Genomic DNA, 15672 nt, shown 5'->3' with positions numbered 1-15672 from the left:
ACGGTTTGGTGACCAACGACGCGGGCAGCGACACCTCCGAGGCGCTGTTGGCGACCGCGGAAGACGTGCCGCCGGGCCAGTTCATCGTCGGCGTCAAGGTCGTCAACCCGGCCCGGGTCCCGTTACACGTCGCCGGGTGGGCGGTGCGCGCCGATCCCGGCAAGACCGCACTGGTGCCCGTCGACGAACCGATCGAAGGCAACGAGGTTCCCTACGACATCCCGCCCGGCGGCACCGCCATCTTCCTGACCAAGCTGCAAGATGCCCACCGGTTCGCCGCCGGGGTCCAGCGCGCCGAGGGCCGGCCGCCGCACATCGTGCTCACGGTGTGGTCGGGCGGACGCACGTACGCCACCAAACCGTTGTCGCCGTCGCTGTTTTCTATCGGCGCGCAGGCCGCTGCCCCGCCACACAGCGTGGAGCCGTCGCGAAACGCCTGAACCACTAGACCCACGACATCGGTAAGTCTAAGCTTACGGTTAGTGACTACTTACCAAGCGGCCGACCCGTGGGCCGCTCTCGCGGACGGCACGCGGCGAACGATCTTCAGACGTCTCGCCGGCGGGCCGATGGCGGTCGGTCAACTGGCCCAGGAGCTTCCGGTGAGCCGCCCGGCGGTGTCCCAGCACCTCAAAGTGCTCAAATGCGCGGGGCTCGTGCAAGATCGGCCGGTCGGCACGCGCCGGCTCTACCAGGTGGATCGCGAGGGCTTGGCGGCGTTGCGCGCGGAGCTGGATGTGTTCTGGGACAGCGCTTTGAGCGCATTCAAAGCGATCGCCGACCAGGAGGGAGAACGGTAGTGCCAGCCGATGTGGAACCAATACGGAAGACGGTCACCGTCAATGTGCCGGTGGAGCGAGCGTTCGAACTCTTCGTCGACAGATTCGATGCGATCAAGCCGCGCGAGCACAACCTGCTGGCAGTGCCGATTGCCAAAACCGTGTTCGAGCCATACGTCGGAGGACACATCTACGACCTCGGCGAGGACGGAAGCCGGTGCGACTGGGCGCGGGTTCTGCAGTACGAGCCACCGGCGCGCGTGGTGTTCTCCTGGGACATCGGTCCCACCTGGCAGCTAGAGCCCGACCCGGCCCGGACGAGCGAGGTCGAGGTGCGCTTCATCGCGGAGTCTGCGGTGAGCACGCGCGTCGAATTGGAACACCGAAACCTCGGCCGTCACGGCGACGATTGGGAATACGTAGCCAAAGGCGTTGGCGGAGATGCCGGTTGGCCGCTGTATCTGCGCCGGTACGTCGATGTGCTGGAGGCGTCGTGATGACCGCCGAGTTGCTGGACTTGGCGCAGGACGAGCGCGCCGACCTTGCGGCCTTCCTCGCCACGCTCTCGCCACAGGAGTGGCACGCCCCCAGCCTATGCCGGGGGTGGACGGTGAAAGACGTTGTGGCCCATGTGGTCAGTTACGAAGAGCTCGGCGCGTTCGGCTTGGCCAAGCGGTTCGCCAAGGGATGGGTGCTGCGCGCCAACGAGGTTGGTGTGCGAGAGTTCGCGTCGTTGTCGCCAGAGGAACTGCTTGGTTTCCTGCGAGCGCACCTTCGCCCGCGGGGACTCACCGCCGGTTTCGGCGGGATGATCGGCCTGGTCGACGGGATCATCCATCACCAGGACATCCGGCGCGCGCTCGGCCGTCAGCGGACCGTGCCGGCCGAGCGTCTGGAACGGGTGCTGCCGTTGTTGCCGGGCAATCCGCGCCTTGGTGTGGGCAGACGGATCAAAGGGTTGCGGCTCGTTGCGACCGACCTCGACTGGCGCCACGGCGACGGCCCGGAAGTCCACGGCACCGGAGAAGCGCTGATGATGGCGATGACGGGCCGACCGGCCGCGCTTGACGAACTCTCCGGGCCGGGTCAGCCGACATTGGCTCAGCGCCTCTAGCGCTTCCTAGAGATCAGAGCCAGCCGGTGCGGGCCGCGGCGACCGGCTCGGCGGGGGCCGGCGCCAGTTCGCCCTCGCGCACGCCGTCAAGCATGCGTTTGACCGCGGCGACGATGTCGGGGGCAGCGGCGGCCAGTCCGGCCTCGTCGGCTTTGGTGACCTCTTCCGCGCTGACGCCGGCCCGGGCCAGCACGGTAGCCGGGTCGGCCAGTTGTTCGGTCAGCCAGTTGACCGGGTCGGCGGACAGTTCGGCGACGAAGTGCCGAGGCCCGGGTTCCCAGCCGTTGAAACGGGGGTGGTGATGGGCCCGGTCCAACGTTCCCGGTGGGCTTTCGGTGGATCCGAACAGGTCGACCCGCCACACCGGACGGGCGAAGGTGATCGGGATGCCGGCGTAAATCGACCCCTGAGGTGCGGCCCGGTCGATCAGGCGAAGCTCCAGCCGGACTCCCCGTTCCGGAGTCTCCTGGCCGGTCAGCGGGCTGGGGTCGACGAAGAACATGTCCCCGACGACGACGCCGAGGGATTCGAATCCGAATGCTGCAAGCATGGCGTGCCTTTCCGTGTGCGCCTACCCGAGGGTAGTCCGCGTCTGCAGGGCGAAATCGCTGACAGTCGTCATTGACGACCGTCAGCGACATGCCGTACCGTGCGTTCATGGAGTCGGCACCGGTCGCAACACCCGCGGGCGGCGTGCGCGAGGCACGGCGACTGGAGACGCGGGCACGATTGTTCGACGCCGCGCTGGCCGAAATCGCGCGGCGCGGCGTTGGCGCTGCCGACGTCAGCGCCATTGCTGCTGCGGCAGGCGTGGCGCGCGGAACGTTCTACTTCCATTTCCCGACCAAGGAACACGTCCTTGTCGAGGTCGAACGCGACGAAGAAATCCGAATCATCAGTGAAATCGGCAGCGCCACGGGCGATCTGGCGTCGGTGCTGTCCAGAGTCGTACAGCACGTGCTCGACGCCCAACGGCGGCTCGATGCGACCGTTTTCCGCGACATGCTCGGCTTGCATTTTTCCTCGACACGCCCGGTTGAAGACGAACTGGCGCAGCACCCGCTTGTCGGATTTCTGGCCGGCGTGATCAGCCAGGCGCGGGACGCCGGGCAAGTGCGGGCAGATGCCGACGCCGATGAGCTCGCCGTCTTCTTCCTCACCGGACTGTTCGCGCTGTTGGCCACCGGGGCCCATGACTCAGAGATGTTAAGTCGTTATGTGACAACGATTGTCAAGGGAATGGAGATCCGATGAACCGCACGGGAATCGAGGGCTACCGGGATTACCTGGTCAAGCGGGACGGTGCAGCCGATCTGCTCAACCGTCGGCTGGCCAACCGCGAGCAGTTCTTCTCCGAGCTGGAAGCCAACCCGGTTCACTCCGCTCATCCGGCCGACCGGGCGACGTTTCTGCGCAACCTGCGCCGCCGCAAACCCGAAGCCGGACTGGACAAGAAGATGTTGTTCCTGTTGGCCACCGCCAAGCTCAACCAGGCCGAACGGTTCGGCGTCGGATTGGGCGAGACCTACGGGCGCAACAGCGACGAGAACCTGCCGCCGGAAAACGTGTACCTGGAACTCGAAGAGCACTACCACACCAGGCTTTTGGCGTACGCGCTGGACGTGTTCGACCTGACCTTCCAAGTGGTGCCGCCGCCGTTCGTTTTGCGCCAATTCGTCAAGACGGGTGTCTTCATGCCCGCACGACTGGGCTTTCTGTTCGTCGGAGCCGCTGAGATGGCCGGCTGCATCCTGTTCGACGAGTTGCGTCGGGCCGGTAGCGAGTTGTTCGCCGACGAACCCGAGGTCGCCGCGCGCATCGAACTGCTTTACAGCGAGATCCTCACCGACGAAATCGGCCATGTGGGCTACTGCGCATCGCGTTGCACGTCGGCGGAGCGGGCGATCATGCGCCGGATCTATCCGCTCATCGGGAGGTTGTTTGCCCGGCAGACCGCGGAGATCAGTCTATTGGTCGACCCAAAGGCGTTGCACGCGCGCCTGGACCGGCCTTTCGACGTCGAAGAACTGACTGCCGGCCTGGATAACGAGACGTATTTGGTCACGCACCCTTGATCGCTGTGCCGCGTTTTGGCTCAGGTGAATGCCGGCGCGACGAAGCGCCGCACCATCTCGTATTCACTACGGCTGTCACCGATTGGCCATAAGGCCAATGCCATGACGACGCGGACGATCCATTCGGCCGCCTCCGGATCGTCCTCCGTTATGCCGGTGAGATCTGCGGCGAGACGACCCAATACCGGGGACGACGGAAGCAGGGTCAGATCACGACCGGCGCTCAACCCCATCATCATCCGGCGGATAGGGTCCGATCGGATGTGCTCCAGCGCGACCGTGATCGCCTGCACCACTCGCTCCGCGCCGCTGAGATCTTTCACCGCTCGTCGGACCGAGTCGACGATACGGGCCGCCAGGCGCAGGAGAACGGCGTCGCGGATCTGGGCTTTGCCTCCGGCGTAACGGTAGATAGTCGCCCGCGAACAGTGCACCCGTGCGGCCAATGCGTCGATGTCGAGGCCGTCCAAGCCATCTCGCACGACGAGTTCGGTGGCAGCCTCGTAGATACGTTCCGCGGCTGCCGACCGTCGCTCCCCGCCGAGTAGCCAGTCGTCTCTTGCCACCGATTCTTCCTCTCGATTCCATGATTCATCTTGTCTCAGAATTGAGACAAATGCAGTACCAGATCTCAGGATCGACGCAGGTGGCAGTTGTCCGCTGACATGGCTGGCACACGACGGTTCCGGTGCTCGTTTCAACTTCTACCGAACCGGTTGACGCGCGGCGGCGACGCCGATCAGCGTGGACTCGTGACGTGTGGCAGCGGTCAACTTGGCATCGCATTGTTCGACGATGCGCACATACAAGACCCCTATCCCCTGTACCGGCGGATGCTGGACACCGCGCAGGTGCATCAGATTGGCGATTCGGGGTTTTATGCGGTGTGCAGCTGGGACGCGGTCAGCGACGCCGTGGCACGGCCGGGTGATTTCTCCTCGAACCTGACCGCGACCATGACGTATCAGCCCGGCGGCACGGTGGGTGCTTTCGAGATGGAGGGGTTGGGCGGCAAGAGCCATGTCCTGGCCACCGCCGACGATCCCGCCCATGCCGTGCACCGCAAAGCCGTTCTTGCCCAACTGGCCGCCAAGCGGATCCGGGCGGTCGAGCCAGTCATCGCTGAAACCGCCGTTCAACTATGGGACGACCACGAAGAGCGTGGACGCATCGAATGGATGAGCGGCATGGCGAACCGACTGCCGATGATGATCGTCGGGCGGATCATCGGCGTCCCGGACCGCGACGTCGGCAAGCTCGTGCGGTGGGGTTACGCGGCGACCCAAGTGGTCGAGGGACTGGTCAGCCAAGATCAACTCAACGCTGCGGGCGTCGCCGTCATGGAACTGGCCGCCTACATCACCGAGCAGTTCCAGCAAGCGGCGTCCGACCCGCAGGACAACTTGCTCGGCGACCTGGCGACTGCGTGCGCATCGGGGGAGATTGATGAGCTCACCGCTCAAGCGATAATGATCATCCTGTTCAGCGCGGGCGGTGAATCCACAGCGTCATTGATCGGTTCTGCCGCTTACCTTTTGACTTCCCGGCCTGACATCCAGCAGCAGCTGCGCAGGCAACCGGAGCTTCTCGGTGCGTTTCTTGAGGAAGTACTGCGCTTCGAACCGCCCTTCCGGGGCCATTACCGCCACGTCGTCAGCGACACCACACTGTGCGGTGTCGACCTCGAAGCGGATTCGCGCCTGTTGCTGTTGTGGGGAGCGGCCAATCGCGATCCTTCCCACTTCGACGATCCCGATCAGTTTCGGCTGGACCGTCGCGGCGGCAAGGGGCACATCACCTTCGGCAAAGGCGCGCACTTCTGCGTCGGAGCCGCACTCGCCCGATTGGAGGCGCAGGTCGTGATCGGTCAACTGCTCGAGCGCACCTCGAAGGTCGACGCTCTCGACGTCGGGCGATGGTTACCGAGCCTGCTCGTGCGCCGGCTGGAACGCCTGGAATTGGCGTGCGTTTAGAGCCGGGGTGGATGTGTGTGCGCTGGAGTGAACTTCGACACCGCCATGGCGAATTCGGTAGCGGTGGCGAAGCGTTGCGCGGGATCTTGGGCTAGGGCCGGTGGCTGCGACACCCGGCTGGGGGCTAGCGATACGGACTCTCGGAACTTGTAGCAATACTCGGCGCGTGCTGGCTCATTAATAACCAAGTGTGACCCCTCTAATCATGGCCACCCAAAATTTGACCGCGCGCGATGCGAAGGAATGTCGTTAATCAGGCGCCACGTCATCGGTACCGGGTATAGCCTCTGGCCAGAGGGAGGAGTGTCACATGCGCTTCAAGTCAGACGCTCAACGCGGAATTCAGCTCTACGCCGTTGCCGGCACCAACGTCGTTTCTTTCGGCATCCGCGCCACGGAAACCGCTCGAAAGGGTTTGTTGGGCTTCGCGATTCGGCGCAAAGACCTTGACACCAATGAAAGTTACTGGGCACAGGGCTATAAGGTCTTCAAGTCCTTGAAGCTTGCTCCGACCCCGCAAACCAAGGTATTGACGGTCTATCACCCCATCCAAAGCCTGACCTGGGACGACTTCTACGTTCAGCCGGGCAAGAAGTATGAATACGAGTTCTATCCATTCAAGGGAACGCCAAAGGAGCCTGATCTCAAAACGCCTCCCGCCGTCATCCAGGTCAGCACCGAAAAACATGGCGTCGGCAAGCACGACATCTTCTTCAATCGTGGCGTCACCGGAAGCCAGTCATACGCAATCAACTTCCAGAACATCGCACCGGACGATCAACCAACCCCGGACAGAAAGGCAGAGGCGTATAACTGGTTAGGCCGAGGCCTGGACGACGCTTTGACCGAATTCATCAGCTCCGCAAGCGATGGAGACGCCATTCGCGGGTGTTTCTACGAATTTTCCTACGGCCGCATACTCGACGCATTCAAAGAAGCGATCGATCGGGGCGTTGATGTCAAGCTTATCGTCGACGAAAAAGAGAACGCCACAAACACCCCACGCGACGCAAACCTGGCCGCAATCAGCAAAGCGCAACTACCACGGTCCGCGATCATCCCTAGGGTCAAACGACCGAATGACCTGCAGCACAATAAGTTCATCGTGCTGCTCCGGGGAAAGAGAAGGCGTCCCGCCGAGGTCTGGACAGGTTCGACCAACTTGACGACAGGCGGCATCTTCGGCCAAGCCAACGTCGGCCACGTCGTAAGAGACGCCAACACCGCGCGCACCTTTCTTGCCTATTGGGAGCTGCTGGCCACTGATCCAGGAGGCCTGGGCAGCGGCGTCAAGGACCCCGCCAATCTCGAGTTCCTTACCGCCGTCGAGCAACTGACCCCCACGCCGAAATCGCTCAAAGACGTGGCGCTGGGGATAACGCCCATTTTCAGTCCACGCAACAATCTCGAACCCCTCGACCTTTATCTATCCATGCTGACTGACGCGAAGTCGCTGGCATGCGGCACCTTCGCCTTCGGCATCGCACGAAGCTGGCGGAAGCCGCTCAACGACAGCGGTGAGAACCGCTTGCGCTTCTTGCTGCTGGACAAGGACGACAACCCCAAGCCGCTTAAGGGCGAGCAGACGGTGATCAAACTCGACTGGCGCGACAACATCTATGAAGCGCATGGTTCAGAACTTGGCACCCCTCTGGGCAGTTGGGTCGAGACGAACAATAAGAAGCTTGGACTCAACAAGTGGGTCAACTACGTCCACTTGAAATTCCTGTTGTCAGACCCACTCGGTCCGACACCCATAGTCGTCACCGGATCGGCAAACTTCAGCAGCGCTTCGACAAAAGAAAACGACGAGAACATGATCCTGATCAAGGGAGACCGACGAGTCGCCGACATCTACTTCACTGAGTTCAACCGGCTTTGGGGCCACTACTACTACCGCTCGGTTGTCGAGAAAACTCAACGGCAGAAGACGGTTCAGACACGGTCGTCTGGCCAAGACAACCAGTTCCTGTCGGAAACCCCAGAGGGATGGCTATCGAAGTACGCGCCGGACACCCTGCGAACCAAACGCCTTAACCGATACCTCACCATGTCGGTTTGACTGGGCTTGAAGCCGCATCGTCCTTATTAGCCCGACGCGGCGCTATACCGGAGTCGCCCTATACCGACCGCTAGGAGCTGACGGCACTGCGAGGGCGAGGAACGTTCAGAAGCAACTCGACGCAAGCGTCAAGCCGAACGCAAAACACAGCATCTTGCCGGTGGAGCTAAGGGGATTCGAACCCCTGACCTACTCGATGCGAACGAGTCAAACTGGGCGTTTGTTGCCGTTGGCAGTGTTGGCCGCGTCCAGAAGATGTTGGTCAGGACGTTGACTGCGGTGAGTTCCATGGACCGCTGACGAGACTACTGCGGACGAACTGCGGACGCTGCGCGCGAGGATATCGCCGGAGAGAGAGCACGCTGGCCGTACAAGGCGGTCTGTTGTTGCCACTGGGGTCACCCCCCACCCTCATGAACCGGGGTTTTGGTGCTTGAGAACTTGACCGCAAGGTCTCGGCTGCCCAGCCCGGCGCGCCCAGGCGTCGAAGCTGTCGCCCATCCAGTGCTCTGGACAAAAAGACGGGCAGCGGCAGCAGGCCGCAGGTCAACTTCCCTGCTTAGGACGGGTCCGGCTGGGTGGCACTCCAGCGTGAAGCCAGGGTGTCGCAAATGGTGCGTTGCTCGACCTCACCCAGATCGTGCATAAGGAGTCCTTCGACGGTGAAGATGCCAATCATTACTTCCGCATCCACCGTCGAAGGTGAGACTCCCGCAGTTTCCAATTCGTAACGAAACATACTGCCGGTGATCAGATGGAAGTTGCGATGCCACTCGGCGATGGCAGCCGAATGTTCGACGCGGGCGTGCACCGTCGTAACGAGGCGGCTCATCTGGTGTAACTGGAGAACCACCCACAACACACGAGCGGTGATCGGTTCGGTCGCCACCTGTTGATACTGCGGCCAGACGTCGGCCATGACGGCGTCAAGGACAGCGATCAGAACGTCGTCCTTATCCCCGAAATACCAGTAGATGGTGTTCGGCGCGACGCCGGCTTCCTTGGCCAGGCGACTCATTGGGGTGGCGTCGTAGCCAGCGTCGATGAACAACTGTCGTGCTGCCGCGACGATTTCTGCACGCTTCTCGTCGGCGGCCTGCGGGCGTTTGTTCCGTGGCATCGTTCCCTCTGCATCGAATGGGTCACACATTGTTGAACGGCATTCAAGAACTTGCTAACTTCTGTTGAACGCCATTCAAGATACCCGATGGAGGCCAGGACCATGAACCAACCACTTAGCTATGTCCGACACGACGTCACCTTTGCGTCCGAGGGCACAACTTGTGCGGCGTGGCTCTACCGGCCCGAAGGCGTTGAGAACCCGCCCATCGTCGTGCTGGCTCACGGGTTTGCTGCTTTTCGGGAACTGCGCCTGGACGCCTATGCGGCACGATTCGCGCAGGCGGGCTATGCCGCCCTGGTATTCGACTACCGGCATTGGGGTGCCAGCGACGGCCAGCCCCGCCGCATCCTTGATATCGCCAAACAGCACGCTGACTGGCGGGCCGCCATCGCCTACGCCCGCAGCCTGGACAACGTTGACACCACACGGGTGGTGGGATGGGGTTCCTCCTTCGGCGGCGGCCACGTTCTCACGCTGGCCGCCCGCGACCACGATTTTGCAGCCGCTATCGTCCAGGTGCCCCACGTCACTGGACCCGCATCCGCGTTCTCTCAATCCCCCAAATTAGTCGCACGCCTCATCGCGGCAGGATTGCGCGATCAGCTCGGGGCATGGCTCGGGCGGGCACCGTATCGAGTGAAGTCTGTTGGTAGGCCCGGCGAGGTCGCCATGATGACCTCACCGGGCGCGTTCGAACTCGTCGAGCAGATGGCCGGGGGCGAGGCTGCCGAGCACATGCGCGAGCAACTTCTCGCCGAAAACGACGTTGCTGCCCGCATCGCCCTTCGCGTGCCGCTGTACTCGCCGGGACGCAAAGTTACAGACATCACCGCGCCGACCCTGGTACAGCTGGCAATACGTGACGACGTGACTCCCTATGCCAAGGCTAAGAAGATCGTGGCTCGCATCCCCCACGGTGAAGTCCGCTCCTATGACTGCACGCACTTCGAGCCGTACCTGGACCCGCACTTCGACGGGATCGTGACCGACCAGATCGACTTCCTCAATCGCCACGTTCCAGTGGCGTGACCCCAACGCCAGGCGGCCTCCCAGCGCAGACACCCCCGCCCCCGCAGACGCGCAACCCGCGATCCGTCGGCCATGTTGGCCGATGCCGACCAGCAAGGAACACCCAGCCATGAACACGACTCGACGTGCCGCACTGATTACGGGCGCTTCTGCCGGCATCGGAGCGGCGTTCGCTCGCCACCTCGCCAACGAGGGCTACGACCTGCTCCTGGTCGCCCGGCGCGCCGAGCGCCTGGAAGAACTCGCCACCCAACTACACCAACAGCACGGCGTGCGCGCCGAAGTGTTCGCCGCCGACCTCACCGACCCCAATGCACCCGCCACGATCATCAGGCGCGCAACCGAATTGGGTCTACCCATCGACGTGCTCGTCAACAACGCCGGCCTTTCAGCTAGCACTAAATTCTCTGACACACCCTGGGAGTCGGTCGCCGGAGAACTTCAACTGATGGTCACCGCCCTAACCGAATTGATCCACCGAGTGATCCCTGGCATGAAACAACGACGCTGGGGACGAATCATCAACCTGTCCTCACTGGCCGCGATGTCCCCGCCGGGAGAAGGACTGCTCTACACCGGCATCAAGTCCTACGTACTGAATATGTCCCAATCCCTCGACATGGAACTCAAACCACACGGCATCCATGTCACCGCGCTCTGCCCTGGCTTCACCCACAGCGAGTTCCACGACGTGATGGGCACCCGCGATGCTGCCGACCGCCTGCCAGGCTTCATGTGGCAACAGCCTGAACCCGTTGTCCGCGAGGGATGGGCCGCTGTGACCAACGGCAAGCCCGTCTGCATACCGGGCACCGTCAACAAGCTCACCGCCGCCGCCATACGCCCGGTCCCACAGCGCATTCAGTACATCCTGGGCCGCACCTTCAACCCCTTCAAGTAGACCGATTCCAACTCGCTGGTCGCGTTACGGACGGTGCTGAACCGCTGTCGCTATCCACGCCGGAATCTTGAGCCGCACGCGGTAAACGGTCGCACGTGATACCCCAAGAGTGGACGCAATGGTGTTGCTTCGATGACCCTCGACACCTATGCCGATCTGTTCGACGAAGACCTCGACGAGGTTGCGGACCGCTGAACGGCGCCATCAGAAACACCGCGGACGCTTTGTGGACGGCGGAGCTCCCTAGCGGGCTTCATATGCCCTGACCTAGTCGGACTCGGTGGAGCTAAGGGGATTCGAACCCCTGACCTACTCGATGCGAACGAGTCGCGCTACCAACTGCGCCATAGCCCCTGATCGCCTAGCAGGCTACCAGTCGCGACCCCAACGGCCGAACCGTGCGCCCTACTGACCGACGGCGCGCGGCAACTCGCGCGACCAGCCGTAGTTGCGCATCGACACCGCGTCGTCGAGGTGCTCGAAGATAGGGTCCTCGTCGTCGATCTCCAGCACCACCGCGCCCGGGCGTCGCAGCCGCGAGGGCACCACGTCGTACTCGTGGTCGAGAGCGTTTTCCACGCCCAACCGCGCCCGCGCCATGCGGTGCATCCGGCGCCGGCGTACCTTCTCCTCGATCCGCGTCTGCCGGCGCAGATACGCCAGATAGAGCACCGTCACCGTGGTCGCCGTCCCGCACAGCCACCAGGCCAGCGGCGTCACCTCGAACGCGGTGACGGCCGAGCCGATCAGGATCACCGCCATCGCCAGCAGCACCTTCTTGCGGTAGGCGTACTTGCGGGCGCTGATCGCAGCCGCCTTCTTACTGTCGAACCGCTTACGGCGGTTGACTCCGGTGGCGTAGTGCACGGGCACGTCGTCGTCCTCGTCGTCGCCGGGCTCTAAACCGGACTCGTCGTCGACGTATTCGTATTCGTCGTCTGCAAGTTCAGGCTCGGCCTCGGCGACGGGCTCCTCCACAGCGACATTCTCGACGGCTTGCAGCGCGGGCTCGGCCGCTTGAGCGCTGGCCCCGGCCGGCAACGCGGAAGAGTCTTCGATCACGTCGACGTCGAGATAGTCGGGCTCGTCAGCTTCAGTTGCTTTGTCCACCTTGGCCATTGCCATCACGACCGGACGCGCGGCAGGCACGACGTCGGTGTCCGCCTCGGCGTTCTCGTGGTCTTCGTCAGCGTCGACGTGGGCGCCATCGACCGGCTCGTCGCGCTCCCACTCCTCCTCGGGCTTCCAGTCGGGGTCGCTGCGGTGACCAGCTGCCGGACGGCTCCGTTTGAGCAGGCGGGCACCGGCTTCGCCGTTGAGCACCCGGGTCGCCAACGCCACGTCGCTGGTGCGCCGCACCGCTTCGCGTTTGCTGATCAGCATGGGCACCAGCACGAACAGCCAGAGCACCACAAGCGAGATCCATAGCAACGACTGCGGGATGCTTGGCATGACCTGCTCCTTTCCCCGCGAGGCACACCGTGGGCCTACGCGGCCGGGTCACATTGACCAGCGCAATTACACACCTGTAATTTGCCTAGTTCAAGCATCACACGCCACATATGTCACGGTAGCCACACTTTTATTTCGCTTTACTCACGACTGCGCGTGGTGCGCGCCGCCCCGGACGCGCCGAAATTGCCGTAGCGGTCGCTTTTCGGGCACCACGCACAGCCCTCACGGCAATCTCGGCGAGAACCTCAGGGCCAGCGGGCGCGACCGGCCCGGACCAGCGTCGACGCCACCGAGCCGTAAACCTCTTCGACCGTCAGCGCCACCAACAGGTGGTCGCGCCAGGCCTTGTCGACCTCGAGGTAGCGCCGCAACAGCCCCTCCTCGCGGAAGCCGACCTTTGCCAGCACCGCGCGGCTGGCCGCGTTTTCCGGACGCACCGTGGCCTCGACGCGATGCAACATCACCGGTCCGAAGCAGTGATCCAAGCCGAGAGCCAACGCCGCTGTCGCCACCCCGGCCCCGGTCGCCGAGCTGGGCACCCAATAGCCGATCCAGGCCGAACGCAAGGCCCCGTGTACGACGTTCCCGATGGTCAGCTGGCCGCAGAACTGGCCGTTGAGCTCGATGACGTACGGCAGCATGCGGCCCTTGCGCGCTTCGGAGCGCAACCCCGAACACAGCGCCGGCCACGCGGCCACGGAATGCCGCATGGTCCAGTCCCCGTCGGTGCTCGGCTCCCACGGCTCGAGGTGGGCGCGGTCAGCCAGCCGGATCCGGCTCCACTGCGCGCCGTCACGCATCCGCACCGCCCGCAACCGCACCACGCCGGCCGCCACGCGCAGCGACCCGACACTCATGGGCCAGCCTGGATGCCGGGAATTGGAGCGCAACAGGTTCAACTGTCGTCGCGCTCAACCGTGCTGAGCCAAAAAGGCCACGTCGACGATTTCTCCGGTGCGGATCTGCTCGGCTCCGCTGGGAATGACCACCAGGCAGTTCGCCTCGGCGAGCGTGGCCAGCAGATGCGACGACGCCCCGGGCGCGCCCCCGAGCGCCTGCACCAGGTACTCGCCGCTCTCCTGGTCGCGCATCAGCTGTCCCCGCAGATAACCCTTGCGCCCGGCCACCGAGGTGATCGGCGACAGTGTGCGGGCCTGCACGATCCGGCGCATCGGCTGTCGCTTACCCAGCGCCAGCCTGATCAGCGGCCGCACCATGACCTCGAAGACCACCAACGCACTGACCGGGTTGGCCGGCAGCAGAAACGTCGGCACCCGGTCACGGCCCAGCTGCCCGAACCCCTGCACCGACCCGGGGTGCATGGCGACCCGCACCACCTCCATGTCGCCCAGCTCAGAGAGCACCGCGCGCACCGCCTCGGCCGCCGCCCCGCCGACCCCGCCGGCGATCACCACCACCTCGGCCCGGTTGAGCTGACCTTCGACGATCTCGCCGAGTTCAGTGGGATTGTTCGGGACGATGCCGACCCGGTTCACCTCGGCGCCGGCGTCGCGGGCGGCGGCGGCCAGAGCGTAGGAGTTGACGTCGTAGACCTGACCGTTGCCGGGTGTGCGGGTGATGTCGACCAGCTCCCCGCCGACGGCCATCACCGACAGTCGGGGCCGCGGGTGCACCAGGACGCGTTCGCGCCCGACCGCGGCCAGCAACCCGACCTGGGCGGCGCCGATGATGGTTCCGGCGCGCACCGCGACGTCGCCGGGTTGCACGTCGTCGCCGACCCGTCGCACATAGGCACCCGACGGCGCGCCGCGCAGGATCCGCACCCGGTTCATGCCGCCGTCAGTCCAGCGCAACGGCAGCACCGCGTCGGCGAGCGTGGGCAGCGGCGCACCGGTCTGCACCCGCGCGGCCTGGCGCGGCTGCAGCCTGCTCGGTGTGCGGGTACCGGCGTCGATGGTGCCCATCACCGGCAGGGTCACCACGTCAGGACTTTCGAAGGCGCTCTCGTCTCCGAACACCTCGGCACCGTTATGGTCGCCGACACCGAGCACGTCGACGCTGCGCACCGCATAACCGTCGATTGCGGCCTGATCGAATCCGGGCAGCGGGCGTTCGGTCACCACTTCTTCGGCGCACATCAACCCTTGCGCCTCGGCGATGGCAACGCGTATCGGCCTCGGGGCTACCGCGGCTGCCGATATCCGGGCTTGCTGTTCCTCCACCGAACGCACAGCGCGCCTTTCCGTCGAGCCATGTGGAGCGAAGTGGGCCGGTCGTACCTCCGGCTACCGCTCGGTCAGGCCCAGTCGCGCCACCAACCATCGCCGCAAATCCGGGCCATAGTCGTCACGATCCAATGCAAAGTCAACCGCAGCCTTGAGGTAGCCGCCGGGATTTCCCAAGTCGTGTCGGGATCCGCGGTGCACCACGACGTGCACCGGATGGCCCTCGGAGATCAACAGCGCGATGGCGTCGGTCAGTTGCACTTCCCCGCCGGCACCTCGGTCGATGCGGCGCAACGCACTGAATATCGCCCGGTCCAGCACGTAGCGGCCGGCGGCGGCATATAGCGACGGGGCATCTTCAGGCTTGGGTTTCTCGACCATGCCGTTGACCTTGAGCACGTCGGGAATGTCGGTGTCGGGCACCGGTTCGACATCGAAGACGCCGTAGGCGCCGATCTCCTCGGGGGTCACCTCGATGGCGCACAGCACCGAACCACCCAGGCTCGCCCGCACCCTCGACATCGTCTCCAGCACTCCGGTCGGCAGCACCAAGTCGTCGGGCAGCAGCACCGACACGGCATCTTCGTCGTCGGACAACGTGGCCTCGACGCAGCCGATCGCATGTCCGAGGCCCAGCGGCTCGGCCTGCACCACCGACTCGACCTTGATCAGCTCCGGAGCGCGGCGCACCTTGGCCAACATGGCCTTCTTGCCGCGTGCCTCCAGCGTGCCCTCGAGCACCAGGTCTTCCACGAAATGCGCGACGACGCCGTCCTTGCCTTCCGAGGTGACGATCACCAGGCGTTCGGCGCCGGCGCTGGCCGCCTCGGCGGCGACCAGTTCAATGCCGGGGGTGTCGACGACCGGCAGCAGCTCCTTGGGCACCGTTTTGGTCGCGGGAAGAAAGCGCGTGCCCAGGCCCGCAGCGGGGACGATCGCCGTGCGAGGGATGGGGACTTGGGGCCGTGACATCGT

Annotated in this window: 17 protein-coding genes and 1 tRNA gene; 10 read left to right on the top strand and 8 right to left on the bottom strand. The window is 64.2% G+C overall.

Annotated elements, in window-relative coordinates:
• From A9W95_RS12920 to A9W95_RS12905, 4 genes are all read left to right on the top strand, one after another.
• Nucleotides 1-440, top strand: a 440-nt coding sequence (locus A9W95_RS12920) for a hypothetical protein (protein WP_216638166.1), incomplete at its 5' end; no start/stop codon positions are given.
• 42 nt (nt 441-482) lie between these two features.
• Nucleotides 483-800: a helix-turn-helix transcriptional regulator gene (locus A9W95_RS27510; RefSeq protein ID WP_067412971.1), complete on the top strand. Its 318-nt coding sequence runs from the start codon at nt 483-485 to the stop codon at nt 798-800.
• On the top strand, nt 800-1276 hold the full coding sequence (locus tag A9W95_RS12910) for an SRPBCC family protein (RefSeq protein WP_067412968.1): 477 nt from the start codon (nt 800-802) through the stop codon (nt 1274-1276). Before A9W95_RS27510 ends, A9W95_RS12910 begins: the two co-directional genes overlap by 1 nt.
• On the top strand, nt 1276-1893 hold the full coding sequence (locus A9W95_RS12905; RefSeq protein ID WP_067412965.1) for a maleylpyruvate isomerase family mycothiol-dependent enzyme: 618 nt from the start codon (nt 1276-1278) through the stop codon (nt 1891-1893). Before A9W95_RS12910 ends, A9W95_RS12905 begins: the two co-directional genes overlap by 1 nt.
• 13 nt (nt 1894-1906) lie before the next feature.
• On the opposite strand, the gene A9W95_RS12900 is transcribed toward A9W95_RS12905, so the two are convergent.
• Nucleotides 1907-2443, bottom strand: a complete 537-nt coding sequence (locus A9W95_RS12900) for a hypothetical protein (RefSeq protein ID WP_067412963.1) — start codon at nt 2441-2443, stop codon at nt 1907-1909.
• A gap of 107 nt (nt 2444-2550) precedes the next feature.
• Between A9W95_RS12900 and A9W95_RS12895 the strand changes: the two genes are divergently transcribed.
• On the top strand, nt 2551-3147 hold the full coding sequence (locus tag A9W95_RS12895; protein ID WP_067412991.1) for a TetR/AcrR family transcriptional regulator: 597 nt from the start codon (nt 2551-2553) through the stop codon (nt 3145-3147).
• Nucleotides 3144-3968: a hypothetical protein gene (locus A9W95_RS12890; protein ID WP_067412960.1), complete on the top strand. Its 825-nt coding sequence runs from the start codon at nt 3144-3146 to the stop codon at nt 3966-3968. The genes A9W95_RS12895 and A9W95_RS12890 overlap by 4 nt, the downstream gene beginning before the upstream one ends.
• 20 nt (nt 3969-3988) lie before the next feature.
• Here A9W95_RS12890 and A9W95_RS12885 read toward each other — a convergent pair whose 3' ends face one another.
• A complete protein-coding gene (locus A9W95_RS12885; RefSeq protein ID WP_067412957.1) occupies nt 3989-4534 on the bottom strand; it encodes a TetR/AcrR family transcriptional regulator in 546 nt (181 codons plus the stop codon).
• Between the two features lie 186 nt (nt 4535-4720).
• Here A9W95_RS12885 and A9W95_RS12880 point away from each other — a divergent pair, with 186 nt between their 5' ends.
• Nucleotides 4721-5941 carry a cytochrome P450 gene (locus tag A9W95_RS12880; protein WP_067412988.1) on the top strand — a complete coding sequence of 407 codons (1221 nt, stop codon included), beginning with the start codon at nt 4721-4723 and terminating at the stop codon, nt 5939-5941.
• A gap of 310 nt (nt 5942-6251) precedes the next feature.
• Nucleotides 6252-8003, top strand: a complete 1752-nt coding sequence (locus A9W95_RS12875) for a phospholipase D-like domain-containing protein (protein ID WP_067412955.1) — start codon at nt 6252-6254, stop codon at nt 8001-8003.
• A 559-nt stretch (nt 8004-8562) separates the two neighbouring features.
• On the opposite strand, the gene A9W95_RS12870 is transcribed toward A9W95_RS12875, so the two are convergent.
• Nucleotides 8563-9123, bottom strand: coding sequence for a TetR/AcrR family transcriptional regulator (locus A9W95_RS12870; RefSeq protein WP_067412952.1), 561 nt, complete (start codon nt 9121-9123; stop codon nt 8563-8565).
• 102 nt (nt 9124-9225) lie between these two features.
• On the opposite strand from A9W95_RS12870, the gene A9W95_RS12865 reads away from it, so the two are divergent.
• Together A9W95_RS12865 and A9W95_RS12860 are read left to right on the top strand one after the other, a co-directional pair.
• A complete protein-coding gene (locus tag A9W95_RS12865) occupies nt 9226-10155 on the top strand; it encodes an alpha/beta hydrolase (protein ID WP_067412949.1) in 930 nt (309 codons plus the stop codon).
• A 109-nt stretch (nt 10156-10264) separates the two neighbouring features.
• On the top strand, nt 10265-11056 hold the full coding sequence (locus tag A9W95_RS12860) for an SDR family oxidoreductase (protein ID WP_067412986.1): 792 nt from the start codon (nt 10265-10267) through the stop codon (nt 11054-11056).
• 281 nt (nt 11057-11337) lie between these two features.
• Here A9W95_RS12860 and A9W95_RS12855 read toward each other — a convergent pair.
• The 5 genes from A9W95_RS12855 to A9W95_RS12835 form a co-directional block, all read right to left on the bottom strand.
• Nucleotides 11338-11410: transfer RNA gene (locus A9W95_RS12855), tRNA-Ala, on the bottom strand.
• 51 nt (nt 11411-11461) lie between these two features.
• Nucleotides 11462-12508 (bottom strand): gephyrin-like molybdotransferase receptor GlpR, encoded by a 1047-nt coding sequence (glpR, locus tag A9W95_RS12850; protein ID WP_067412947.1) that lies wholly within the window; start codon nt 12506-12508, stop codon nt 11462-11464.
• A 248-nt stretch (nt 12509-12756) separates the two neighbouring features.
• Nucleotides 12757-13410: a GNAT family N-acetyltransferase gene (locus A9W95_RS12845; RefSeq protein ID WP_216638165.1), complete on the bottom strand. Its 654-nt coding sequence runs from the start codon at nt 13408-13410 to the stop codon at nt 12757-12759.
• A gap of 12 nt (nt 13411-13422) precedes the next feature.
• Nucleotides 13423-14703 carry a gephyrin-like molybdotransferase Glp gene (gene glp / locus A9W95_RS12840; RefSeq protein WP_067412941.1) on the bottom strand — a complete coding sequence of 427 codons (1281 nt, stop codon included), beginning with the start codon at nt 14701-14703 and terminating at the stop codon, nt 13423-13425.
• Between the two features lie 54 nt (nt 14704-14757).
• Nucleotides 14758-15669 carry a UTP--glucose-1-phosphate uridylyltransferase gene (locus A9W95_RS12835; RefSeq protein ID WP_067412939.1) on the bottom strand — a complete coding sequence of 304 codons (912 nt, stop codon included), beginning with the start codon at nt 15667-15669 and terminating at the stop codon, nt 14758-14760.
• Nucleotides 15670-15672 lie beyond the last annotated feature (3 nt).

It is taken from the genome of Mycobacterium sp. 1423905.2 (assembly GCF_001673155.1).
Lineage (GTDB): Bacteria > Actinomycetota > Actinomycetes > Mycobacteriales > Mycobacteriaceae > Mycobacterium.
Note: the sequence above shows the minus strand (reverse complement) of the source record. Positions and strands in the feature narration are given on the sequence as shown.

Excerpts from the sequence above, each read along its gene's own strand:
- A9W95_RS12905 (WP_067412965.1), top strand. The coding sequence starts at position 1,276 with ATGACCGCCGAGTTGCTGGACTTGGCGCAGGACGAGCGCGCCGACCTT.
- A9W95_RS12900 (WP_067412963.1), bottom strand. The coding sequence starts at position 2,443 with ATGCTTGCAGCATTCGGATTCGAATCCCTCGGCGTCGTCGTCGGGGAC.
- A9W95_RS12895 (WP_067412991.1), top strand. The coding sequence starts at position 2,551 with ATGGAGTCGGCACCGGTCGCAACACCCGCGGGCGGCGTGCGCGAGGCA.
- A9W95_RS12890 (WP_067412960.1), top strand. The coding sequence starts at position 3,144 with ATGAACCGCACGGGAATCGAGGGCTACCGGGATTACCTGGTCAAGCGG.
- A9W95_RS12875 (WP_067412955.1), top strand. The coding sequence starts at position 6,252 with ATGCGCTTCAAGTCAGACGCTCAACGCGGAATTCAGCTCTACGCCGTT.
- A9W95_RS12870 (WP_067412952.1), bottom strand. The coding sequence starts at position 9,123 with ATGCCACGGAACAAACGCCCGCAGGCCGCCGACGAGAAGCGTGCAGAA.
- A9W95_RS12865 (WP_067412949.1), top strand. The coding sequence starts at position 9,226 with ATGAACCAACCACTTAGCTATGTCCGACACGACGTCACCTTTGCGTCC.
- A9W95_RS12860 (WP_067412986.1), top strand. The coding sequence starts at position 10,265 with ATGAACACGACTCGACGTGCCGCACTGATTACGGGCGCTTCTGCCGGC.
- glpR (WP_067412947.1), bottom strand. The coding sequence starts at position 12,508 with ATGCCAAGCATCCCGCAGTCGTTGCTATGGATCTCGCTTGTGGTGCTC.
- A9W95_RS12835 (WP_067412939.1), bottom strand. The coding sequence starts at position 15,669 with ATGTCACGGCCCCAAGTCCCCATCCCTCGCACGGCGATCGTCCCCGCT.